Origin of the sequence: Streptomyces sp. NPDC048696, assembly GCF_043198895.1 — a bacterium.
Classification (GTDB): Bacteria; Actinomycetota; Actinomycetes; order Streptomycetales; family Streptomycetaceae; genus Streptomyces.
In genome coordinates this window covers 238,926-260,707 of sequence record NZ_JBICVJ010000006.1, presented here as the reverse complement: position 1 = coordinate 260,707, position 21,782 = coordinate 238,926, and the positions used below count along the sequence as shown (strand labels likewise).

Genomic DNA, 21,782 nt, shown 5'->3' with positions numbered 1-21,782 from the left:
GTCGCTTAGCCGAGGTACTGGGTGGTCGCGCGCGGGGTGTAACTGCCGTGGCCGGAGCGGCCGGTGAACTCCCGCTCGGTGATGACGGGTTCGCCGCGCGAGAGGACCGTCTCGACACGACCGGTGATCCGCCTGCCCTCGTACGCCGAGTAGTCCACGTTCATGTGATGGGTCTCGGCGGAGAGGGTCTGCTCGGCGTGCGGGTCGTAGATGACGACGTCGGCGTCGGCGCCCGGCGCGATGGTGCCCTTCTTCGGGTAGAGCCCGAACATCCGCGCGGGGGCGGCGCAGGCGATCTCGATCCAGCGGCGCCGGGTGATGTGGCCGTCGAGCACGGCCTGATGGAGCAGGTCCATCCGGTTCTCCACGCCCGGCAGTCCGTTCGGGATCTTGGAGAAGTCGCCCCGGCCGAGCTCTTTCTGGCCGGTGAAGCAGAACGGGCAGTGGTCGGTGGAGACCACCTGGAGGTCGTTGCCGCGCAGCCCACGCCAGAGCGCGGCCTGGTGTTCCGCGGGCCGCAGCGGGGTCGAGCAGACGTACTTGGCGCCCTCGAAGCCGGGCTCCGCCAGGTTGTCGGTGGACAGGAACAGATACTGCGGACAGGTCTCGCCGAAGACCGGAAGTCCCTTGTCCCGGGCGGCGGTCAGCTCCTCGACCGCCTCCTGGGCCGAGACGTGCACGACGTAGAGCGGCGCTCCGGCGACCCGCGCCAGCTGGATCGCGCGATGGGTGGCCTCGGCTTCCAGCAGGGCCCGGCGGACCTCGCCGTGGTAGCGCGGATCGGTGTGCCCGGCCGCCAGCGCCTGCTCGACGAGCACGTCGATCGCGATGCCGTTCTCGGCGTGCATCATGATCAGCCCGCCGTTGGACGCCGAGCGCTGCATGGCCCGCAGGATCTGGCCGTCGTCGCTGTAGAAGACGCCGGGGTAGGCCATGAACAGCTTGAAGGAGGTGATGCCCTCCTCCACCAGCAGGTCCATCTCCTTGAGCGAGTGCTCGTTCACATCGGAGAGGATCATGTGGAACCCGTAGTCGATGGCGCACTGGCCGTCGGCCTTCGCGTACCAGGCGTCCAGGCCCTCGCGCAGCGCGTGGCCCGGCGACTGCACGGCGAAGTCCACGATCGTGGTGGTGCCGCCCCAGGCCGCGGCCCTGGTGCCGGTCTCGAAGGTGTCGGAGGCGAAGGTCCCGCCGAAGGGGAGCTCCATATGGGTGTGGGCGTCGACGCCGCCCGGGATGACGTACTTGCCGGTCGCGTCGATCGTACGGTCGGCGGTCCAGCTCTGCGCCGGGCCGGAGCCGTGCGCGGCGAGGGCGGCGATGCGGCCGTCCTCGATCAGTACGTCGGCGTGGGTCTCGTCGGCGGCGGTGATCACCAGGCCGCCGCGGATCAGTGTGCGGGTACTCATGGGTTGTCCCTTCGTACACGTACGTACGCGCTCCGCGGGGAGCGTTGTTTCTCGGCTGCGGGTCGGTGGGGGCTGGTCGCGCAGTTCCCCGCGCCCCTAACTGCTCGTCCGCAACGCTCGTTCCAAGATCGCCGCGCCCTCCTCCGCCTCCGCCACCGTCAGTGTCATCGGTGGGGCGATGCGCAGCACGCTGGTGTTGTGGCCGCCGCCCTTTCCGATGAGCAGGCCGCCCTCGCGGGCCGCCTCCAGTACGGCGGCCGCCGCCTCCGGGTGGGCGTCGTCCGTGCCGGGCTTGACCAGTTCGATGCCCGCCATCAGGCCCCGTCCGCGCACCTCGCGTACGAGCGGGAGCTGGGCGCCGACCGCCCGCAGGCGTTCGATGAGCAGCCCGCCGACCCGGCGCGCGTTGCCCTGGAGGTCGTGTTCGAGGAGGTAGGAGAGGTTGGCGAGACCGGCGGCCATGGTGACCGGGGAGCCGCCGAAGGTCGAAATGGAGTTGGAGTCGAGGCAGTTCATGATGCGGGCGCTCGCCACCACGCCGCCGATGGACATGCCGTTGCCGATGCCCTTGGCGAAGGTGAGGATGTCCGGAGAGCCGTTCTGCGCATGGGCCTGCCAGCCCCAGAAGTGGTCGCCGGTGCGGCCCCAGCCGGTCTGCACCTCGTCACTGATCCACAGGATGCCGTGCCGGTCGAGGACTTCACGGAAGGCGGCGTAGAGCCCGTCGGGCGGCGAGGTGAAGCCGCCGACGCCCTGGACGGGTTCGGCGATCAGGGCCGCGACGTCGCGGGTGTGGCCGAGCAGGTCCTCCAGATCGGCGACGCACGCGTTGATGAACTGACGGTCACTCAACTCCGCGTACGGGCCCCGCGATCGGACGCCCCCGTGCACGTACAGCGTCTGCAGCGGCGAGAGACTGGTGGGCGACCAGGAGTGGTTGCCGGTGATGCCGACCGCGCTGAACGAGCGGCCGTGGTAGCTGTTGCGCATCGCCAGGATCTGGTTGGAGCCGCGGTAGGCGGTGGCGAGCAGGAGTGCGGTGTCGTTGGCCTCGGTGCCGGACGTCGTGAAGAAGACGCGCGCGTCCGGGATGCCGGAGAGGTGGGCGATCCGCTCGGCGAGCTCCACCATCGGCCGGTTGAGGTAGAGCGTGGAGGAGTGGATGATCCGCCCCGCCTGTTCGGCGACCGCCTTGGTGACCTCGGGGAGCGCGTGGGCGGTCATCGTGGTGAGGATGCCGCCGAAGAAGTCCAGATAGCGGTTGCCCGCCGAGTCCCAGACGTGGCGGCCCTCGCCGTGGGTGATCTCGATGGGGTGGCGGTAGTAGAGCGCCAGCCACTCGGGCAGGACCGCGCGGTGGCGGTCGAAGAGCGCGGTCACGGCTTCACCAGCCCTTCGTACGCGTCGGGGCGGCGGTCGCGGTAGAACGCCCACTGCTGGCGGACCTCGTCGATCAGACCGAAGTCGAGGTCCCTGACCAGGAGTTCCTCCTCCTTGTCGCTGGCCGTCTCGCCGACGAACTGGCCGCGCGGGTCGACGAAGTAGCTGGTGCCGTAGAAGTCGTTGTCGCCGTACTCCTCGCGGCCGACCCGGTTGATGGCGGCGACGAAGTACTCGTTGGCGACCGCCGAGGCGGGCTGTTCCAGCTGCCAGAGGTAGGCCGAAAGTCCGCGCGAGGTCGCCGACGGGTTGTAGACCAGCTGGGCGCCGTTGAGCCCCAACTGCCGCCAGCCCTCCGGGAAGTGACGGTCGTAGCAGATGTAGACGCCGACGCGGCCGACGGCGGTGTCGAAGACCGGCCATCCGAGGTTGCCCGGTTTGAAGTAGTACTTCTCCCAGAACCCCTTCACCTGGGGGATGTGGTGCTTGCGGTACTTGCCGAGATAGCTGCCGTCCGCGTCGATCACGGCGGCGGTGTTGTAGTAGAAACCGGCGTCCTCGATCTCGAAGACGGGGACGACGATCACCATCCCGGTCTCGCGCGCCAGCTCCTGCATGCGCCGCACGGTCGGCCCGTCCGGCACGGCCTCCGCCCACCGGTAGTGCTCGGGCTCCTGCACCTGACAGAAGTACGGGGCGTTGAAGACCTCTTGGAAACCGATGATCTTCGCGCCCTGCCGGGCCGCCTCGCGGGCGTGCTCCTCATGTTTGGCGATCATGGATTCGGTATCGCCGGTCCAACTGGCCTGGACCAGTGCGGCGCGGACAACAGTGGCCATGAGCTGCTCCTTAGACGGGCCGTCAGCCAGGCATCGACACGCGTAGATTGCGTGTGGAGAGACGGTAAAGCCCGTCACGCACCGTGGCAAGACCATCGCCGTTACGCCACGAAGTCGATCACATTTCCCTCGGTACGGGGGCGGGCAGCCGGGCCCAGTTGCCGCGCCGGGCGTGCCTCAGCAGCACCGGGTCGTCGCCGACGACCACCGGATTGCCCACCTCGGCCAGGAGCGGGAGGTCGGCCGCCTCGTCGGCGTACGCGTAGCAGCGGGCGGCGAGGATGGCGCGCTCGCGCAGCAGGGCGCGGGCCGCGTACCCCTTGCCCTGTCCGCGCATCGGCGCTCCTGGCCGGGAACAGAGCACCGTGTCCACCCCTAGGTGACCGGCGAGCGGCGCCACGGCCCCGGCGGGCGACGGGGTCACCAGGACGAGCAGGTGCCCCCGGGCGGCGTGGTCGTGCAGGGCGGCCAGGACCGGCGCGTGCCAGAGCCGGCCCAGTGGCGGCCCCTTCCCGTCCGGGTCGAGCGTGGGCACGGCCAGGAGCGTGCCCTCGACGTCGAAGAACGCGGCGGCCTCGGGCGTACGCGACCGGAGCGCGGGCGAGCGGGGCGCGCCCGGCCGAAGCGCGGGCGACGCGGGCGTGCTCGGCTGAAGTGTGCGGGGCCTTATGTCCATTGCTACGGACCCTGCCCAGCCGCACGCCCGCCTCAACCCGGAATTTCAACGTTCTGTTGCAATTCTGGCCACCCGGAACGCATGGACCACGTCCCGTCGTCGCCCGTCCGAGACCTCCCCGGCGGCCGCGAGCAGCAGGGGCGCGAGCCGGTCGGGGGCGTGCGCCGCGAGGTGCGCCGCGTCCTCCGGCGTACGCACCCGGACGAAGACGCTCAGCAGCGTGTCCGCCTCCACGCCCCGCCCGGCGTCACGCAGGGCGAGCACCGCGTCCGCGATCTGCTCGGCGGGCCGGGCCACGCCCTGGCGCAGCAGCCGGTGGCAGTCGGCCGACTGCCCGGCCGCCGCCAGCACCCCGGCGGCCTCGGCCAGCCGGTCGGGCGGCAGCGAGGCGGCCTCCCACAGCAGGGTGGCCCAGTCGGCGGCGAGTCCGGCGCGGTGCAGTTCGGCGGCGAACACCGGCAGCAGCCGGGCGGGTCCGGTGGCGGCCTCGCACAGCACGGCGTGCGCCTCGCCGGTACGGCCCTGGCGTCGCAGCCGCACCAGCTGGGCGACGGCCGCGCCCACGGACCGGCGCGCGCCGTCGTCCGGCCGCGTCTCCTGCCGCTCCGGCTCGCCCTTTCGGCGCGCGTGGTCACGGCGGGTCTGCGGACCGCCGCCGAACCGGGCCCCGCTGGGCGCGGCGCCCGCGACGGGTAAGGGCCCCGAGTCGCCGGTGGCCGTGTCACTCGCGTCGAGCCCCGCGAACCGGGCACCGCGCCCGATGCGCCGCTTGGCGGGACGGGACACCGGCACCCGCGGTGACGGAACACGCGCGATGCCGGCGGCCGGTGCCTCGGGACCGGCGGCCGCCTCGCCGCCCCTGGGCCGCACCACCGCCCGTTCACTGAACCAGCCCTTGGGCACCTCGGGGCCCAACGCGGCGATACGGGACCGCAGTTCACCGCAGCGCGCGGTCGCCCGGGCGAGGTCGTCGTGGATCCAGGGCAGCTCGTCGGAGGCCGCGCCCGGGAGGCGGTCGGCCGCGTACGCCTGTTCGCGCAGCATCAGGGAGAGCCGGTCGCGCAGGGCCTCGCGGCCTCCGGGCCGACTGTCGAACGCGGCGGCGGCCGCGGCGTGCAGCGCCCGCGCCCGCACCTTCTCCTGCTCCACCGCCTGCGCCCCGTGCGCCGGCGCGAGATCCTGGAGCAGCGACTCGACCACGTCCCACGGCGGGATCTCACTGCCCGCGAGACAGGCCGCCAGGCCGTCGGGATCGCGCTGCCGAAAGACCCCGTACCAGCCGCCGGAGCGGTCGAGCAGACCCGTGAGTCTGCTCAGGTACCGCACGAACACCCCTATGTTCACAGGGAGTTGATTCACCGTCATAGCGCATTGCCCCCAACCGCCGACTGAACCCCCACGGTCCGTGAGCATTCGATACCCGCCGCATTGCGCACGTATTACACAGAGGTCTTCCCCGTGATACCGGTACATGGCCGTCCGCCGAACGGCGTGGTGAAGAAAGATGTCGCGCGCCCCCCGAAGAAGCACGTCGCGCGCCCCCAAGCGCCGGTCAGACCTTGGCGCCCGGGTTCTCCGCGTGCGTCAGCGTCTCCCAGGCCACGAACAGGTCGTCCGTGCCCGCCGGGCGCTGGCGCTCGGCCAGTTTCTCGGTCTCGGGCAGCTTCAGCCGCAGCCGGTTGCGCAGATGGTTGAGCGCGACCTCCACATCGGGCCCCATGGTGCGCTCGACCCTGCCGCCGCACAGCCAAGGCGGCGCGGCCTCGCCCAGCTGATAGCGGGCGTGGAACTCCAGGGCGGCCCGCAGCCGTTGAGCCATGGGACCGTAGAGATCCACGCCCTGCTGCCAGGCGGTCTCGGCGATGTGCGCGGAGGCGGCCAGCGAATAGCCGATGTGCATCAGGTTGCGGCAGGTCTCCTGGCCGAGCCCGTCGGCGTAGGTGCGCTGCCCGAACCAGTACGCGGCCAGCTTGTCCGGGGTGTTCATGGTGCCGCCCGGGGGCGCCTTCGGGAGCTTGCCGTCCGAGCTGAGGTAGAAGTACGCGGGGACCCGGGCCCGGTAGCGGGCCAGCGACTCGGCGAAGAGGTCGCGGTCCTCCAGGAAGACCGCGATCCCGATGGTCGCGTCGGTCATCGCCAGCTCCCAATTCCCGTTGTAGTCCGGGACTTCGGCGGTGACGGCGGGCAGATACGCCTTGCGCAGCATCCACTTGAACCGCTGCACGTCCGCGCCCGGCCACTTCGGATAGCCCGCGTGCACGATGTCGGCGGCCCGCGCCCAGGACGAGCCCGCCCAGGCGGTCTGCAGGCCCGCGTTGCCCTCGGTGTGCCCCTTCATCACCTTCGACCAGCCGTCCATGATCTCGACGGCCTTACGGACATGCGCCTCGTCGCCGTTGACGCTCCACAGCAGCGCCTGGGTGTACGCGGCGATGGCGTCCTCGCGCTCGGCGAGACAGGCCGGCGGCCCGGCGTTGGGCGGACACGGGACGACGTCGACGGGGTGGGCGGTGTAGTCGAGCGAGCCGTACTTGCTGGTCCGCATCTTCTCGTACGCAGACCGCCAGGGCTCCTGCCCGGCCCGCACCCTCGTACGCACGGTGTCGAGCTGACTCCGCCCGACGACGACTCCGGGATGGTGGAACGCGGTCACCGCGTCCTCGTCACCAGCGGCGGCGGAGAGCCGATTGGCGGGCGCACAGGCGGCGAGCGCGAGGGCGCCGGTGATGACGAGCGCGGCGAGGCGGCGGGGGCGCGGCGGCCTGGGGACCGCGGACGGCGTGAACACGCTTCCACGGTGGCGCCGACGGCCGATGCCCGCAGGATCTATTGGGCCGACCGGGCCTAGGGCCTGTCCGGTGGATCTGGCCGCCTTCGGTCCGGGCCGCCGTTTCGGTGCCGGTGAGTGGGGGTGTGGTGCGTCCAGCTGCAAGGCGGAGGAGGGCGGCGACGCGGAGCGTCGGCAACCGACGACAACGCGGCAGATGGGCGTGCCACACCCCCGCGTCCCAGGCAAGATCCACCGGACAGGCCCTAGCCCTGCGGGCAGGGGCTACGGACTTGTGGGGCGCCGTTCAGGGGCGCGGGGAACTGCGCGACCAGCCAAGCACGGTCCGCAGACAAACAACCGCACCCGGCGGAGCTCAGGCCGGGAGGAGCGTGCAGTGCCCGGCGACCTCGTCCAGCGAGAGGCCGAGCACACCCGCGAGCGCGGCCACGGTGAAGAACGCCGGGGTCGGGGCCCGGCCCGTCTCGATCTTGCGCAGGGTCTCGGCGGAGAGCCCGGCGGCCGCGGCGACCTCGGTCATGCTGCGCCCGCCCCGAGCGACCCGCAACAGTCGGCCGAGCCGCTCGCCACGTTCGCGCTCTTCGGGGGTGAGTGGGGTGCGGACCATGGGGCGAGTGTAGTCCCGGCTCCCGGGAATCACCCGGCCTCCGGTCCCCCCTCCGTCCACCCCGGCACCTGGAACCGCGAGGTGAGGTCACGGCGGTGGACCTCCTCGCCGCAGGAGCGGCACACGATCTCCGGGTCGAGGTCCGCGCCGCAGGAGTGCCGCCACACGAGCGGCGGCACATCCGCCAGATGCCGGTCACCCCACCGCATCAGCATCAGCAGCACCGGCCGCAGCTCCTGCCCCGCCTGGGTGGCGCGGTACTCGTACCGGGCCGGCCGGTCGTGGTACAGCACCTTCTCCAGGACGCCCGCGTCCACGAGCCGGCGCAGCCGGGCGGTGAGGATGTCGCGCGGGGCGCCCACGTTGCGGGCGATCGCGTCGAAGCGGTGGACGCCGAGGAAGACCTCGCGGAGCACGAGCAGCGCGTACTTCTCCCCCACCACGCCGAGCGCGTCGGCGATCGAGCAGGGCCGGGCGTTCTTCTGCGACGTCGTCATGCCTCCACCGTAAGCCAGAAACAGAAGTGCATTGGATTTTCCAACCCATAGGGTTACAGTGAATCCAGTTTTCCAACCTACTCGCGAGTAGAAGTCGAGGAGCACGCCATGCGTGACGCCGTGATCGTGGAAGCCGTCCGTACCCCGATAGGGAAGGGGAAGCCGAACGGGGCACTGGCCCAGACGCACCCCGTCGAACTGCTCGCCCACACCCTGCGCGCCCTCGTCGAGCGCAGCGGCGTCGACCCGGCGCTGGTCGACGACGTGATCGGCGGGACCGTCGACCAGGTCGGCGAGCAGGCGATGAACACCACCCGCTACGCCTGGCTCTCCGCCGGGTTCCCGGACAGCGTCCCCGCCACCACCGTGGACCGCCAGTGCGGCTCCTCGCAGCAGGCCGTGCACTTCGCCGCGCAGGGCGTCATGTCGGGCGCGTACGACCTGGTCGTGGCGTGCGGGGTGGAGTCGATGAGCCGGGTGCCGATGTGGTCGAACGTGCCGCCCGGCGCCGACCCGTTCGGGCCGGGCGTCGCCGCCCGCTTCCCCGAGGGGCTGGTCCCGCAGGGCATCAGCGCGGAGCTGATCGCCGCGAAGTGGTCGATCGGGCGCGAGCAGATGGACCGGTTCGCCACCGAGTCGCACCAGAAGGCCGCCCGGGCCTGGGACGCGGGGCTCTTCCACGCCGAGACCATGCCGATCGCCGGACTCACCCGCGACGAGTCGGTCCGCCCCGCGACGACCCCGGCGGTGCTCGCCGGACTGAAGCCGTCCTTCGTGGACCCGGCCTTCGCCGAGCGGTTTCCGCAGATCGACTGGTCGGTGACGGCCGGCAACAGCAGCCCCACCAACGACGGCGCCTCCGCCGTGCTCATCACCTCCAGCGAGACGGCCGCCCGGCTGGGGCTGCGGCCGCTCGCACGGCTGCACAGCTTCGCCGTCACCGGCTCCGATCCCATCCTGATGCTCACGGGTGTCATCCCGGCCACCGAGAAGGTGCTGCGCAAGGCGGGGCTGACGCTCGGGGACATCGACCTGTTCGAGGTCAACGAGGCGTTCGCCAGCGTGGTGCTCGCCTGGCAGCAGGAGACGGGCGCCGATCCCGCGCGGGTCAATGTGCACGGCGGCGCGATCTCGCTCGGCCACCCCCTCGGCGCCAGCGGCACCCGCCTGATGACGACACTGGTGCACGCGATGCGGCTGCGCGGTGCGCGGTACGCCCTCCAGACCATGTGCGAGGCCGGAGGACTCGCCAACGCCACGATCCTGGAAGCTCTCTGACGCTCCATCAATCGCCGCGACCATTCCGTACGAACCGGACGGCCACCCTCGTACGCGGCCGTGCGCACGCGATCAGACCGGTATAGTAATTGGAATGGTAGAGATCAAGACCGATATCCAGATGGACGCGATGCGCGAGGCCGGGCGCGTCGTCGCCCGGGCGCTCGCGGCAGCGCGGGACGCGGCCGGCGTCGGCGTCAGCCTGCTCGAACTCGACACGGCGGCGCATGAAGTGCTGCGCGCGGCGGGCGCGTCCTCGCCGTTCCTCGGCTATCACCCCGAGTTCGCGCCCACCCCCTTCCCGGCCGTCGCGTGCGTGTCCGTCAACGACGCGATCGTGCACGGCATCCCGAACTCCTACCGGCTGCGCGACGGCGACCTGGTCAGCGTCGACTTCGGCGCGATCCTGGACGGCTGGGTCGGCGACTCGGCGATCAGCTTCACGGTCGGCCGGGCGCGGCCCGAGGACGTACGGCTGATCTCCACGGCGTACGAGGCGCTGGAGGCGGGGATCGCGGCGGCGGTGGTGGGCAATCGCATCGGTGACATCGCGCATGCGATCGGCACGGTGTGCCGGGGTGCGGGATACGGCATTCCCGACGGGTTCGGCGGGCACGGTGTCGGGCGCCATATGCACGAGGATCCGGGGGTGCCCAACGAGGGGCGCCGGGGGCGGGGGATGGTGCTGCGGCACGGGATGGTGCTGGCGATCGAGCCGATGCTGATAGCCGACGGGACGGATGACTACTATCCGGCGGCGGACGGGTGGACGCTGCGCACCGTCACCGGTGTGCGGGCCGCGCATGCGGAGCACACTGTTGCCGTCACGGATGCCGGGCCGCGCATCCTTACGCGGGTGTAGCGGTTCGGGGTGCCTCCGGGCGCCTGTTCGGCCGCGGGCCCGTCTGTGGCTGGTCGCTCCCCCAAGTTCTCGACTCCGCTCGAACAGGGGGGACCCCCATCGCGGCGGAGCCGCACATGCCACAGCCCCGCGCCCCTTACGGGGCGCGTGTGAATGACAACTCGTTCGGGCCATCCACGCGACCCCTCAAAGCCCCCACCGTGGCTGGTCCGTACCTGTCGCGGAACGTGACCTTCTGCTGCCATGGACCTGCCAACCCCCCACAGGAGAACCGGGCTGGCGACATGACCGAAGGGAGCGTCATGTTCAACGCACTGGCCATCGGCGGCGCGGCCGCCGTCATGCTGGCCGCCCCGCTCAGCACAGCCCAGCACCCGTCCGGCTGGGGCACCCCGCCGCCCGACAAGATCGTGATCGACCTCGTGACCGTCAACGGCTCGGGGTGTCCGGCGGGCACCGCGGCCGTCGCGGTGTCGCCGGACAACACCGCGTTCACCGTCACCTACAGCAACTACCTCGCCCAGGTCGGCAAGGGCGCCCAGCCCACCGACCTGCGCAAGAACTGCCAGCTCGCGCTGAACGTCCACGTACCGCAGGGCTTCACCTACGCGATCGCGTCGGCCGACTACCGGGGCTTCGCCCACCTGGAGAACGGCGCGACCGCGCAGGAGAGAGCGAACTACTACTTCCAGGGCATGTCGCAGACGGCCTATATCGCGCACCCGTTCAAGGGTCCGCTCGATGACGACTGGCAGACCAACGACACCACGGACGTGGCGGCGCTGGTCTTCAAGCCCTGTGGCGAGGAGCGCTATCTGAACATCAACACCGAGCTGCGGGCCGGCGTCGGCACCTCCGACCCCGTCCACACCACCAGCTTCATCAGCATGGACTCCACAGACGCCAGCATCACCACCACGTACCACTTCTCGTGGAAGGAGTGCCCGCCGGCGGCCCGGTGAGCCGACCCCCGCACGCACGAGCGCGGACCGCCGGTCGCAACGGCGGCGGTCCGCGCACGCTCCCGCACCCGGCCTAGTTGTTCGCCAGGAACTCCTTCGCCAGCCGGTCCCCGAGCGCCACCGCCGCGCTGTGGCTCTCGATCGGCTTGACCCGGGAGTTCTTGAACAGGATGTACGTGACACCGGAGGAAGCGCCGCCGGTGGCCGGGTCGGGGTTTATCCCGAGCGCCTTGGCGGTGGCGTACGACGCCTCGCCGATGATCTTCGACGGACCGGTGTCCCCGACCACCGCGTACGTGACCCTGTCCCGGTAGATGACGGCGACCACACCACCGCCCTTGATGCCCGCCGCGCTGTAGTTCCAGATGGCACTGGCGCTGGGCACGACGACGTACGGCAGCTTCTCCGCGCTCAGCGCCCTGCCGTCGGACTGGTGGAACGCGGTGTCGCCCTGGAACCACGGGTCGGTGGAGTGGTTGCAGGCGGTGGTGGTCTGGCCGTCGCAGTCGACGTCGAGGTCGGCCTTCCAGAACACCGCGCCGTTCTTGCCGCACACCGGCACCGTCGCCGCGGTCTCGTTGTCGGTCTTGTACTTGCCGTTCGAGATCTGCGAACAGGTCGTCACCTTGGAGAGCAGCTCGGCGGCGCTGACCGAGCCCTCCTCGGTACGGGTGGGGGCGTCGGCGGCGCGCGCGGCCGGGAGGGCCGCGGTGGCGAGCAGGGCGGCGCCGGAGGCGGCGGCGAGGGCGAGCGTTCGAGTACGCACGTGGGGAGACCCTTCTGTTAGGAAAGTTTCCTTACCCGACGCGGACAATCTCACCCGTTTGCATGAGCGCGTCAACCCCGGCTGCACCAAATAGAACGCGGCCCCCGTCCGTCAAAGGACGAGGGCCGCGCCCGCTTCACCCGCCCGGCGGACGGATTCTGACGATTAATCACCCGGCTGGGCGCACCACCATCGCCGAACCGCCGCCGCGCCGGACCTTCTCGGCGGCGGCCACCCAGCGGCCGTCCGCCAGCCGTTCCACCCCGGTCGCCGCGCCGATCTCCGGGTTGAGCGTGAACGTGTGTCCCAGCGCCTGGAGTTGGGCCTTGAGCGGGCTGTCGAAGAGCGCGGGCTCCAGTTCGGTCTTCGCCGCGTTGCGCTGACTGGCGCGCGGGGCCGCGATCGCGTCCACCAGCGGCAGATGCCGGTCGAGCCGGTTGACCAGCGACTGGAGCACGGTGGTGATGATGGTCGCACCGCCCGGCGAGCCGAGCGCGAGCACCGGGCGGCCGTGCCCGTCGAGCACGATCGTCGGCGACATCGAGGAGCGCGGCCGCTTGCCGGGACCGGGCAGGTTGGGGTCGTGGACGGCCGGGTTGGCCGGGGCGAACGAGAAGTCGGTGAGCTCGTTGTTGAGCAGGAAGCCCCGGCCCGGGACCGTGATGCCGCTGCCACCGGTCTGCTCGATGGTGAGCGTGTACGAGACGATGTTGCCCCACTTGTCGGCCACCGTCAGATGCGTGGTGTTCTCGCCCTCGTACGTGGTGGGCGACGCCTGGCCCGAGGTGGCGCACGGCGCCGGGTGCCGGGGGTCGCCCGGTGCCAGCGGGCTGGTGAGCGCCTTGCTGTCGCTGATCAGACAGGCGCGCGAGTCCGCGAACTTCTGCGAGAGCAGCCCCTTGGTCGGGACGTCCTCGAAGGCCGGGTCGCCCACCCAGCGCCCCCGGTCCGCGAACGCGACCCGGCTCGCCTCGATGTAGTGGTGCAGATACTGGACCTCGGACGCCTTGGAGAGGTCGGTCCGCCCAAGGATGTTGAGCGCTTCGCCGACCGTGGTGCCGCCGGACGAGGAGGGCGCCATGCTGTACACCTTCAGCCCCCGGTAGTCCACCTTGGTCGGGGCCTGCCGCTTCACCTCGTACGACCGCAGGTCCTTGGCGGTGAGGTCGCCCGGGCGCGCCACCCGCGTGGAGCCGGGGGCGAGCGGGGGCTTGCGGACCGTTCGTACGATGTCCCGGCCGAGGTCGCCGTCGTACACCGCGTCGACGCCCTCGCGGCCCAACTCCTCGTAGGTGCGGGCGAGATCGGGGTTCTTCAGCTTCGAGCCGACCACCGGGAGCCTGCCGCCCGGCAGGAAGAGCTTGGCGGTGGCGGGGAAGTCGGCGAACCGCGCCTGGTTGTCGGCGGTCTGCTGACGGAAGGTGCTGTCGACGGTGAACCCGTCGCGCGCGATGCGCTCGGCGGGCTTGAGCAGCTGGCTCAGCGGCTTGGAGCCCCAGGCGTCGACGGCCGCGTCCCAGGTGGCCGCGGTGCCGGGGGTGCCGACGCTGAGCCCGCTGGTCACCGCGTCCGGGAACGCCAGCGGCTTGCCGTTCTCCAGGAACAGCGAGGAGGTCGCGGAGTGCGGGGCACTCTCGCGGCCGTCGATGGTGTGCACGGTGCGGGACTTGGCGTCGTAGTAGACGAAGTATCCGCCGCCGCCGATGCCCGACGAGTACGGCTCGGTGACGCCGAGGGCGGCGGCCGTGGCGACGGCGGCGTCCACCGCGTTGCCGCCGTGCTTGAGGACGTCGATCCCGGCGGCGGTGGCGTCCGCGTCGACGCTGGCGACCGCGCCCCCGTACCCCACCGCCTCCGGGCTCTTCACCGGCGGTGACGCGGCGGTCGGCGGCGCGGCCGCGACCGAGGCCGCCACGGCCGCGGCGACGGCCAGTATCGAGAGACTGCGGACGGCGGTGCGACGCATGCGTACCTCCTGGGTGCGAACGTCCGCGCAGCGTAACGCCGCCCCGGGCGTCGCGTCAGGACCGCCGCCAACGCGACACGAACATGACATCGAACGCCCGCTACCATGCCCGCTCATGAACGACGACGTGCGCAATATCGTGCTGGGTGTGGTCGCGGCGGGCGTCAGCGCCTCGCTGGGCTGGCTCACCCGTACCTATCTCTGGAAACGCCGACTCCGCCGCAAGCAGACCTTCTTCGGCCTGCCCGACCACTCCGAGTGCCTGCTGGTGGTCAACCGGGACGCGGGGGCCGAGGGCGCCGTGCACCGGTTCGACGTGTTCGCGCTGCTCGAACTCTCCTCGCTCATCAAGGACTGCGGCTCGCACGCCCAGATCGTCCAGCACGACATGACCCAGCAGGGCTTCGGCGAGCGCACCGAGTTCTGCCTGGGCGGGCCGTACTCGAACCGGCGGATGGCCGCGCATCTGGCCTCCCTGCTGCCCGGCGTCTCGATGAACGTGGACACCGAACCCGGCCCGGACCGGGGCTCGTTCACGATCGGCAGCGAGCGCTACCGGGTGGAGGGCGGGGTCGCCGAGTACGTCATCCTGGCCCGGGTCACCGCCGGGCAGGGCGGCCGGCCCGTCTTCCTCTTCTGCGGCCAGCGCGCCATCACCAACCAGGCCGCCACCCGCTATCTCGCCCGCAACCACGAGAAACTGGCCCGCAAGCACGGCAACGGCTCCTTCTGTCTGCTCCTGAAGGTCGTCAACTCGCTCGCGTACGGCCCGGACGTGGTGGAGGTCGTCGCGGACGTCACCCGCGCCGCCCTCGCCCCGGCCCCGTCGGCCCGCACCTCGCACCGCGCGGCCGGCTGAGTCAGCTCCCGTGCAGGGGAAGCGACTTCACCCCGTTGATGAAGTTGGAGACCAGCCTGCGCGGCGGTCCGGCCAGGGCGAGGGCGGGGAACACGCGCAGCGCCTCCTCGTGCAGGACGCGCAGTTGGAGCCGGGCGAAGTGGGCGCCCAGGCAGACGTGCGGGCCGTCGCCGAAGGAGACATGGGGGTTGGGGGTGCGGGCGAGGTCCAGGCGGTGGGGTGCGGTGAAGACCCGCTCGTCGTGGTTGGCGGAGGCGTGGAAGACCACGACCTTGTCCCCGGCCCTGATCCGCTGCCCGGCCAGGGCCGTGTCCACGGCGGCGGTGCGGCGGAAGGTGAGGACCGGCGGGTGCCACCGCAGGAGTTCGTCGACGGCGGTGTCGAGCGCCACCTCGCCCGCCCGCAGCGCGCGCCGCTGGTCCGGGTGCTCGGCGAGCGCCAGGAACCCGCCGGGCGCCGCGCCGCGTACCGTGTCGTTGCCCGCCACGGTCAGCAGGAAGAAGAACATCTCCAGCTCGGCGTCGGTGAGTTCGCCGTGCGCGAGCGCGGTCATGAGGTCGTCGCCCGGCTCGCGCCGCTTGTGCGCGGCGAGCTCCTGCGCGTACGCGAACATCTCGCGCAGCATCGCGGGCGAGCGCGGGTTCACCGGCCGCCCGTCGGGCCCGAGGACCGGCGGCTCGTCGGGGTCCTGGTAGCCGATGACCCGCTCGGTCCACTCCAGGAGCAGCCCCCGGTCGGCTCCCGGCACCCCGAGCAGATCGGCGAGGTTGAGCAGCGCGTAGTCGTCGGTGACCTCGCCGACCAGGTCGAACACCCCGTCCTCGGCGCCGTCCCGGGCGGCGGTGAGCAGGGTCCGCGCCCGAGCCCGTACCGCCGTCTCGAAGCGGTCGACGCGCCGGGGCGTGAAGGCGCGGCTGACCAGGCGCCGCAGCCTGCCGTGGTCATGGGTGCCCGCCCCGCCCGCGCCGGGCCGCGGGTCCTGGTTGAGCATCATGCGGCGGATGAACGGCAGGTCGTCGGGGGCAGGGTCGCGGATCTGGGTGGCGCCGAGCGCGGAGGAGTACGCGGTCGCGTCCTTCAGCACCCGTACGACGTCGGCGTGGCGGGTGACCGCCCAGAATCCGGGCCCGGCGGGCCAGCCGAGCACCTCGTACTCCTCCTGCCAGGCCACCGGACGCCGCTCGCGCAGGTCGCGGTAGTCGTCGTGCGGCGGTCCGGCCGCGTACCGGCGCGGGTCGAAGACATCCGGCAGATCACTCATCGCACCAAGGTGGCGCGGACGGGCGCCGCCGACAAGACCATCCGCCCACGGGCGCGGCCCCGGCGTCAGAAGGGGCAGGTCGCGGGGCCCAGCTGCCCGTCGCTGCCGTTCACGGTCACCGTGACGCGCCGGTCCCCCGGCATCGCGTGCGCCACCGTGCAGACCAGCTGCTGCCGGGCGATCTCCGGGAAGTCCAGCACGGCGCGCTCCAGCCGGATCCGCACGCTGTCGCCGTCCCTGCTGAGGGCCATCACGCCGTAGTAGTGGGGCAGTTCGGTGGTGAGCCCCGCGTCCGTCTCGGCCTCGGTGGGGCCGCTCAGGAGCAGCATGACGGCGTTGCCGGGCGCGGCCCCGGCGCGGACCACCGGCAGCAGTCCGTTCGGGCCCTTGAAGTACAAGGTGGTGCCGTCGGGGCCGCTCGGCACCACATGCGCGAAGGCCGGGTCGCCCACCTCGACGACTTCGGTGGAGCGGATGCCGCACCCGGCCAGCAGGAGCAGCGCGGGCAGCAGCAGCGCGGCACGTGCGCCTCTCATGGCAGCTCTCCCTCCCCCGGCGGCCGCGACGGCAGTGCGACGGTGAACACGGCGCCCCCGTCGGGCCCGTTCGCCGCCCGGACCGTACCACCGTGCAGCCGTACGTTCTCCAGGGTGATCGCGAGGCCGAGCCCGCTGCCCGCCGAGCGGGTACGGGCGGCGTCCGCCTTGTAGAACCGGTCGAAGATGTGCGGCAGCACGGCCGGGGCGATGCCGGGGCCGCCGTCCGTCACCTCGGTCACCAGCCGGTCGCCGTCGGCGCGCAGCGACACGCGGACCGGCGCGGCGCCGTGCCGCAGCGCGTTGCCGACCAGGTTGGCGATGACGACGTCGAAGCGCCTGGGGTCGAGCATCGCCCTGATCCCGGGCGGCAGTTCGGCGCCGACCAGGTCCTCCCAGCGCCTGTTCTGGAGGGTCTTGCGGATCGTCTCGGCGACGTCGACCTCGTCGAGGTTGAGCTCGGCGGCCTTGGCGTCGAAGCGGGAGATCTCCATCAGGTCCTCGACGAGGGTGGCGAGCTTGCCGGTCTCGGCGGAGACGAGCCGGACCGCGGCCGCGGTGTCGGGGTCGAGCCGGTCGGCGTCCTCGTCCAGGACCTCGGTGACGGCGAGCATCCCGGCGAGCGGGGTGCGCAGCTCGTGCGAGACGTCGGAGGCGAACCTGCGGGCTCTGGCCTCGGCCTTCTGGAGCTCCTCGACGGACCGTTCAAGGGCCTCGGCCGACTCGTTGAACGTCCAGGCCAGATCGGCCAGTTCGTCCGAGCCCTTCACCTCGATACGGGTGTCCAGCCGGCCCTTGCCCATGCTGCTGGCGGCCCGGCGCAGATCGCGGACCGGCCGCAGCACACTGCGGGCGGCGAGCAGCGCGGGCACCAACGCGACGGCGAGCGCGGGCAGCGCGCCGTCCCGCGCGGCGGTGACCATCGCGCGGACGTTCGCCTCCTCCGTGGTCAGCGGCATCACCGCGTACACGGTGATGCCGGTGGGCTGCGACGGCTCCTGCCCCGCGATGCCGAGCATCACCGGCATGCCGACGGTGAGCCAGGGCCGGCCGTCCTTCACCACCCGCTGGAAGGTGCCGTGCGGATTGGCGCGGGTGCGCCGGCGCAGGTCGTCGGTGATGACGCCGGACGTGGTCTGGCCGACGTTGGAGGCGCGCAGCGAGCCGTACTCGGCGAACACGTACCAGGGGTGCGGCTTGCCCTGGCGGCCCACGGCGAGGCTGAGTTCACGCAGCGACGTGCGGGTCATCGGCAGCTTGACCGTCTGGGCGCCGATCTGGTCGCGGAGCTGGGCGACCGCGGTGTCCTGGGACTGCTTGAGGACGGCCGAGCGCGCCTCCTGGTAGATCAGGGTCGCGGTGGTGGCCGCGGCGATCGCGGCGACCAGCAGGAACGCGGCGATCAGCCGGGCCCGCAGCCCCAGCCGCCCGGCCCGCCTGAGCCTGCGTATCCGTATCCGGAAGCGGCCGGTCACCGCAGGGGGCCGAAGCGGTAGCCGAAGCCGCGCACGGTCTGGATGTAGAGCGGGCTGCCGGGCACGTCCTCGATCTTGTGCCGCAGCCGCCGTACACAGGCGTCGACGAGCCGCGCGTCGCCGTGGTAGCTGTGCTCCCACACCGATTCGAGCAGCTGCTGGCGGCTGAAGACCTGCTCGGGCGAGGCGGCCAGATGCAGCAGCAGCTTCAGCTCGGAGGGCGCCAGCGGCACCCGCTCGCCCGACTTGGCGGCGGTCAGACCGGCCCGGTCCAGGGCGAGTTCGCCGTGGAACTCCAGGCCGGGGCGCGCGCCCGGGTCGGCGAGCCGGCGCAGTACGGCCCGGATGCGCGCCTCGATGACCTCGGTGCGGGCGGGCTTGACTATGTAGTCGTCGGCGCCCGCCTCCAGGCCGACCACCACGTCGAAGTCGTCGCCGCGCGCGGTGAGCATGATGATCGGCAGCTGGCTGGTCTCGCGTATCTGCCGACAGACCTGTACGCCGTTGATGCCGGGCAGCATCAGATCGAGCAGGACCAGTTCGGGCTGGAACGTCTTGAGCGCGGCCAGCCCGGCCTCGCCGCTTTCGGCGGCGCTCACCTCGTGGCCGCGCCTGCGCAGCCCCAGCTCGACCCCTTCCCGTACGGAGGGGTCGTCCTCGATGAGCAGCACGCGTGGCATGAAGATCAGTATCCCAGCAGTCGCAGATGTCTCAGTTGACACACATAACGCAGTGAACTCGGCACTACCGGGCGCCTCAACGGCCCCGGCCGCCCCGCAGCTTGCCGACCATGTCGTTGATCGCGTCCAGCCGCAGCGGGCGGGCCAGCACCGCCACCGTCACCAGGAGCACCGCGGCCCCGGCCCCGGCCGCCGCGAAGTCACCGAGCGGAGCGCTCGCGCGGGCGGCGCCGTAACCGAGCAGGGCGGCGGGCGCGCAGCCGAGCAGCAGCCGGCCGTGCGCGCCCAGGGCGGGCGAGCGCAGCAGAGCGCCGCCGCCCAGCCTGCGGTCGAGGGTGTACGCGGTGACCGCGAGCCCGATGAACAGGGCCAGCGAGTACGCCCCGGCCATCCCCGTCACCGCCCAGCGCGCGGGCAGCACCACATAGGCGAGCGCCGAGAACCCGGCGTTGCACCCGGCGATGACCAGGTTCAGCAGGAACGGGGTGCGGGTGTCGCCGAGCGCGTAGAACCCGCGCGAGAGCACGTACTGCCCGGAGAAGGCGATCAGCCCCGGCGCGAACGCCCGCAGCATCCCCGCCATCACCGCCACGTCGTCGGGGCCGGTGCGCGCGTACCCGAAGACGGCGCCCATCACCCAGGGCGCTAGCGCGAGCAGCGCGCACGCCGCCGGGACGATCATCGCGGCGCTGGTGCGCAGCCCGTAGGAGAGATCGCGCCGCACCGCCGCCGGGTCGTCGTCGGCGGCCGCCCGGCTCATCCTCGGCATCAGGGCGGTGAGCAGCGAGACGGTGACGATGCCGTGCGGCACCACCCACAGCTGATACGCGTTGGTGTACGCGGCATAGCCCGCGCCGCCCGCCACGCCCTCGGTGTGCGCGTGCTGCCCGGCCAGCGTGGACAGGCGGGTCACCACCCAGTACGCGATCTGGTTGGTGAGCACGAGCAGCACCAGCCAGCCCGCCGAGCGCAGCGGGCGGGTGATGCCGCTGCCGCGCCAGTCGAAGCGGGGCCGCCAGCGGAACCGGGCCGCGCGCAGCGCCGGGACCAGGGCGAGCGCCTGGACGGCGATCCCGGCGGTGGTGCCCCAGCCCAGCAGCCGGGTGTCCGCGGCGCTGAGGGTGTTGCCCGCGGTGCCGGCGGTGGCGAGGTACAGCCCGAACACCGCTATGACGACGACGTTGTTGAGGACCGGCGTCCACATCATGGCGCCGAACCGGCCGCGCGCGTTGAGGACCTGGCCGAGCAGCGTGAACAGGCCGTAGAAGAGGATCTGCGGCAGGCAGTAGCGGGCGAAGGCGAGGGTGAGGTCGGCCTGGGCGCCGGTGTAGTCGGTGTAGAGGCCGACGATGGCGGGCGCGGCCAGCACCGCCGCCGCCGTGATGACGACCAGCGCGGCGGTGCAGGCGGTGAGCAGCCGGTCGGTGTAGGCGGCGCCGCCGTCGCGGTGCTCCTTGGCGGCGCGGACCAGCTCGGGCACGAAGACCGCGTTGAGCGTGCCGCCGATGAGCAGGGTGTAGAGGATGTTGGGGACGTTGTTGGCGACCGCGAAACCGTCGCCGACGAGCCCGACGCCGAGGGCCGCCGCGACCACCGCCGACCGCACGAACCCGGTGGCCCGCGAGACGATCGATCCGGCGGCCATCACCGCCCCGCTGCGCCCGACCGACGCCTTCGCCGCGTGCCGGGGGCCGGTCCTGGTCTGGGCCGTCACCGGCGGGCCAGATAGGCCTGGAACGCGCGGTACAGCGCGTGGTTGGCGGTGCCGTTCATCGGTGTCTCCCACTCCCCCAGCGTCTCGACGACCTGTCCGCCGGTGCCCAGTTTCCACCGCAGCAGACCGAAGGGACGGTCGCCCGGATCAAGGGTCGAGGGTATCCCGCGCATGTCGTAGACCTCGGCGCCGAGCGCGTGGGCGTCGAGCAGCATCTGCCACTGGAGCGCGTTGCTGGGGCGCACCTCTCGGCGGTGGTCCGCGGAGGCACCGGTCTGGTACCAGACCCGCCGCCCGGTGCTGATCATGGTGTGGGCGGCCAGGATCTCGCCCTGGTGGACGGCGAGATACAGCCGCATACGGCCCGGCTGCTCGTTGTTGAGCACGGCGTACTGGCGCTGGTAGTACGCGAGGTCGCGGCCGAGCCGGAAGCCGTCGCGCTCCTCGGTGATCCGCAGCAGCCGGTAGAACTCGGGCAGCTCGGCGGCGCCGCCCACCAGGACCTGGACGCCCGCCTTCTTGGCGGTGCGCACATTGCGCCGCCACTCCTGGTTGAGGCCGCTCCACAGCTGGTCGGGCCGGCGGCCGGCCAGCGGCACCTGGAAGACGAAACGGGGCTGGGCGTCGGCGTCCCCGTCGTCGTCCCCGCCGCACCGCTTCCAGCCGCGCGCCCGCAGCCGCTCGGCGACCGCGGTGCCGAGCGGGTCGACCTCGGTGGCGAGCACATCACCGATCCTGCGGCCGGGCCCGGTCGACGACTTCAGCAGCGCCGCGTTCCAGCGCCGGTAGGCGGGCGAGGGCCCGATCCGTACGGCGAAGGCGCCCGCCCGGCGCAGATGGCGCAGCAACGGTCCCAGCCAGCGGTCGATTTCGGGGTCGGCCCAGTCGGCGACCGGCCCTTCCGGCAGATAGGCGAAGTATTTCCGGGTGCCCGGGAATTGCCGGTAGAGAACGAGCGCCGCTCCCTTCAATTCGCCGTTGTCAAGGTGCCAACCGACCCTTTCCGAGGACCATTGGTCCTTCACCTCGGCCCACGAGGGATGCTGCAGGAAACTCACGCCGCCACGCATCGCCAGAAAGGACCGGTACTCGGCGACGCTGAGGCCGCGCACCTGCAGGTCCTGGTCACGGTCACCGGTCACAAGCAGTGCGGACACGCGTGTGGCCTCCCAAGTGCGCCCCGTCGTCGGTCCTGCGGGGATGCACAGGATGCTCACAGCGGTCCAT

20 protein-coding genes are annotated in these 21,782 nt (G+C 71.9%); 4 read left to right on the top strand and 16 right to left on the bottom strand.

Annotated features, from left to right (window positions below; genetic code table 11):
* Positions 1-5: 5 nt before the first annotated feature.
* From hydA to ACGFRG_RS15130, 8 genes are all read right to left on the bottom strand, one after another.
* A complete protein-coding gene (gene hydA, locus ACGFRG_RS15165) occupies positions 6-1,409 on the bottom strand; it encodes a dihydropyrimidinase (protein WP_393264051.1) in 1,404 nt (467 codons plus the stop codon).
* Between the two features lie 96 nt (positions 1,410-1,505).
* Positions 1,506-2,789, bottom strand: a complete 1,284-nt coding sequence (locus tag ACGFRG_RS15160) for an aspartate aminotransferase family protein (RefSeq protein ID WP_393264049.1) — start codon at positions 2,787-2,789, stop codon at positions 1,506-1,508.
* Complete coding sequence (locus ACGFRG_RS15155; protein ID WP_361419663.1) at positions 2,786-3,628, bottom strand: nitrilase-related carbon-nitrogen hydrolase; 843 nt, start codon at positions 3,626-3,628, stop codon at positions 2,786-2,788. The genes ACGFRG_RS15160 and ACGFRG_RS15155 overlap by 4 nt, the downstream gene beginning before the upstream one ends.
* A gap of 118 nt (positions 3,629-3,746) precedes the next feature.
* On the bottom strand, positions 3,747-4,304 hold the full coding sequence (locus tag ACGFRG_RS15150) for an HAD family hydrolase (RefSeq protein ID WP_393264047.1): 558 nt from the start codon (positions 4,302-4,304) through the stop codon (positions 3,747-3,749).
* 45 nt (positions 4,305-4,349) lie between these two features.
* Positions 4,350-5,669, bottom strand: a complete 1,320-nt coding sequence (locus ACGFRG_RS15145; RefSeq protein ID WP_393264045.1) for a hypothetical protein — start codon at positions 5,667-5,669, stop codon at positions 4,350-4,352.
* 187 nt (positions 5,670-5,856) lie between these two features.
* The gene (locus tag ACGFRG_RS15140) at positions 5,857-7,092 is read right to left on the bottom strand and encodes an alginate lyase family protein (protein ID WP_361419672.1); all 1,236 of its coding nucleotides are present in this window, start codon (positions 7,090-7,092) and stop codon (positions 5,857-5,859) included.
* 355 nt (positions 7,093-7,447) lie between these two features.
* The gene (locus ACGFRG_RS15135; protein ID WP_361419675.1) at positions 7,448-7,699 is read right to left on the bottom strand and encodes a helix-turn-helix transcriptional regulator; all 252 of its coding nucleotides are present in this window, start codon (positions 7,697-7,699) and stop codon (positions 7,448-7,450) included.
* 29 nt (positions 7,700-7,728) lie between these two features.
* Positions 7,729-8,196, bottom strand: a complete 468-nt coding sequence (locus ACGFRG_RS15130; RefSeq protein WP_361419678.1) for a helix-turn-helix domain-containing protein — start codon at positions 8,194-8,196, stop codon at positions 7,729-7,731.
* A 108-nt stretch (positions 8,197-8,304) separates the two neighbouring features.
* On the opposite strand from ACGFRG_RS15130, the gene ACGFRG_RS15125 reads away from it, so the two are divergent.
* The 3 genes from ACGFRG_RS15125 to ACGFRG_RS15115 all read left to right on the top strand — a co-directional run bounded on the left by ACGFRG_RS15125 (position 8,305) and on the right by ACGFRG_RS15115 (position 11,298).
* Positions 8,305-9,474 (top strand): thiolase family protein, encoded by a 1,170-nt coding sequence (locus ACGFRG_RS15125; protein WP_361419681.1) that lies wholly within the window; start codon positions 8,305-8,307, stop codon positions 9,472-9,474.
* Between the two features lie 94 nt (positions 9,475-9,568).
* Complete coding sequence (map, locus tag ACGFRG_RS15120) at positions 9,569-10,336, top strand: type I methionyl aminopeptidase (RefSeq protein WP_393264042.1); 768 nt, start codon at positions 9,569-9,571, stop codon at positions 10,334-10,336.
* 302 nt (positions 10,337-10,638) lie between these two features.
* Positions 10,639-11,298 carry a DUF4360 domain-containing protein gene (locus ACGFRG_RS15115; RefSeq protein WP_361419687.1) on the top strand — a complete coding sequence of 220 codons (660 nt, stop codon included), beginning with the start codon at positions 10,639-10,641 and terminating at the stop codon, positions 11,296-11,298.
* Positions 11,299-11,371: 73 nt separating this feature from the next.
* Here the strand turns inward: ACGFRG_RS15115 and ACGFRG_RS15110 are convergent, their stop codons facing one another.
* Both ACGFRG_RS15110 and ggt read right to left on the bottom strand, forming a co-directional pair.
* Positions 11,372-12,064: a glycoside hydrolase family 75 protein gene (locus tag ACGFRG_RS15110; protein ID WP_393264040.1), complete on the bottom strand. Its 693-nt coding sequence runs from the start codon at positions 12,062-12,064 to the stop codon at positions 11,372-11,374.
* Between the two features lie 169 nt (positions 12,065-12,233).
* The gene (gene ggt / locus ACGFRG_RS15105) at positions 12,234-14,030 is read right to left on the bottom strand and encodes a gamma-glutamyltransferase (protein ID WP_393264038.1); all 1,797 of its coding nucleotides are present in this window, start codon (positions 14,028-14,030) and stop codon (positions 12,234-12,236) included.
* Positions 14,031-14,145: 115 nt separating this feature from the next.
* Between ggt and ACGFRG_RS15100 the strand changes: the two genes are divergently transcribed.
* Positions 14,146-14,889, top strand: coding sequence for a hypothetical protein (locus tag ACGFRG_RS15100; protein ID WP_393264036.1), 744 nt, complete (start codon positions 14,146-14,148; stop codon positions 14,887-14,889).
* A gap of 1 nt (position 14,890) precedes the next feature.
* On the opposite strand, the gene ACGFRG_RS15095 is transcribed toward ACGFRG_RS15100, so the two are convergent.
* From ACGFRG_RS15095 to ACGFRG_RS15070, 6 genes are all read right to left on the bottom strand, one after another.
* Positions 14,891-16,150, bottom strand: coding sequence for a cytochrome P450 (locus tag ACGFRG_RS15095; RefSeq protein WP_393264034.1), 1,260 nt, complete (start codon positions 16,148-16,150; stop codon positions 14,891-14,893).
* A 65-nt stretch (positions 16,151-16,215) separates the two neighbouring features.
* Positions 16,216-16,686 (bottom strand): GerMN domain-containing protein, encoded by a 471-nt coding sequence (locus ACGFRG_RS15090; protein WP_393264032.1) that lies wholly within the window; start codon positions 16,684-16,686, stop codon positions 16,216-16,218.
* Complete coding sequence (locus tag ACGFRG_RS15085; RefSeq protein WP_393264030.1) at positions 16,683-18,161, bottom strand: ATP-binding protein; 1,479 nt, start codon at positions 18,159-18,161, stop codon at positions 16,683-16,685. The genes ACGFRG_RS15090 and ACGFRG_RS15085 overlap by 4 nt, the downstream gene beginning before the upstream one ends.
* Positions 18,158-18,841 carry a response regulator transcription factor gene (locus tag ACGFRG_RS15080; protein WP_361419708.1) on the bottom strand — a complete coding sequence of 228 codons (684 nt, stop codon included), beginning with the start codon at positions 18,839-18,841 and terminating at the stop codon, positions 18,158-18,160. Before ACGFRG_RS15080 ends, ACGFRG_RS15085 begins: the two co-directional genes overlap by 4 nt.
* Positions 18,842-18,917: 76 nt before the next feature.
* A complete protein-coding gene (gene murJ / locus ACGFRG_RS15075; protein WP_361419711.1) occupies positions 18,918-20,555 on the bottom strand; it encodes a murein biosynthesis integral membrane protein MurJ in 1,638 nt (545 codons plus the stop codon).
* A complete protein-coding gene (locus ACGFRG_RS15070) occupies positions 20,552-21,712 on the bottom strand; it encodes a peptidoglycan bridge formation glycyltransferase FemA/FemB family protein (protein WP_361419714.1) in 1,161 nt (386 codons plus the stop codon). Before ACGFRG_RS15070 ends, murJ begins: the two co-directional genes overlap by 4 nt.
* Between the last annotated feature and the right edge of the window lie 70 nt (positions 21,713-21,782).

Coding starts and splice junctions, on each gene's coding strand:
- hydA (WP_393264051.1), bottom strand. CDS start 1,409: ATGAGTACCCGCACACTGATCCGCGGCGGCCTGGTGATCACCGCCGCC.
- ACGFRG_RS15155 (WP_361419663.1), bottom strand. CDS start 3,628: ATGGCCACTGTTGTCCGCGCCGCACTGGTCCAGGCCAGTTGGACCGGC.
- ACGFRG_RS15150 (WP_393264047.1), bottom strand. CDS start 4,304: ATGGACATAAGGCCCCGCACACTTCAGCCGAGCACGCCCGCGTCGCCC.
- ACGFRG_RS15145 (WP_393264045.1), bottom strand. CDS start 5,669: ATGACGGTGAATCAACTCCCTGTGAACATAGGGGTGTTCGTGCGGTAC.
- ACGFRG_RS15135 (WP_361419675.1), bottom strand. CDS start 7,699: ATGGTCCGCACCCCACTCACCCCCGAAGAGCGCGAACGTGGCGAGCGG.
- ACGFRG_RS15130 (WP_361419678.1), bottom strand. CDS start 8,196: ATGACGACGTCGCAGAAGAACGCCCGGCCCTGCTCGATCGCCGACGCG.
- ACGFRG_RS15125 (WP_361419681.1), top strand. CDS start 8,305: ATGCGTGACGCCGTGATCGTGGAAGCCGTCCGTACCCCGATAGGGAAG.
- map (WP_393264042.1), top strand. CDS start 9,569: ATGGTAGAGATCAAGACCGATATCCAGATGGACGCGATGCGCGAGGCC.
- ACGFRG_RS15115 (WP_361419687.1), top strand. CDS start 10,639: ATGTTCAACGCACTGGCCATCGGCGGCGCGGCCGCCGTCATGCTGGCC.
- ggt (WP_393264038.1), bottom strand. CDS start 14,030: ATGCGTCGCACCGCCGTCCGCAGTCTCTCGATACTGGCCGTCGCCGCG.
- ACGFRG_RS15100 (WP_393264036.1), top strand. CDS start 14,146: ATGAACGACGACGTGCGCAATATCGTGCTGGGTGTGGTCGCGGCGGGC.
- ACGFRG_RS15095 (WP_393264034.1), bottom strand. CDS start 16,150: ATGAGTGATCTGCCGGATGTCTTCGACCCGCGCCGGTACGCGGCCGGA.
- ACGFRG_RS15090 (WP_393264032.1), bottom strand. CDS start 16,686: ATGAGAGGCGCACGTGCCGCGCTGCTGCTGCCCGCGCTGCTCCTGCTG.
- ACGFRG_RS15080 (WP_361419708.1), bottom strand. CDS start 18,841: ATGCCACGCGTGCTGCTCATCGAGGACGACCCCTCCGTACGGGAAGGG.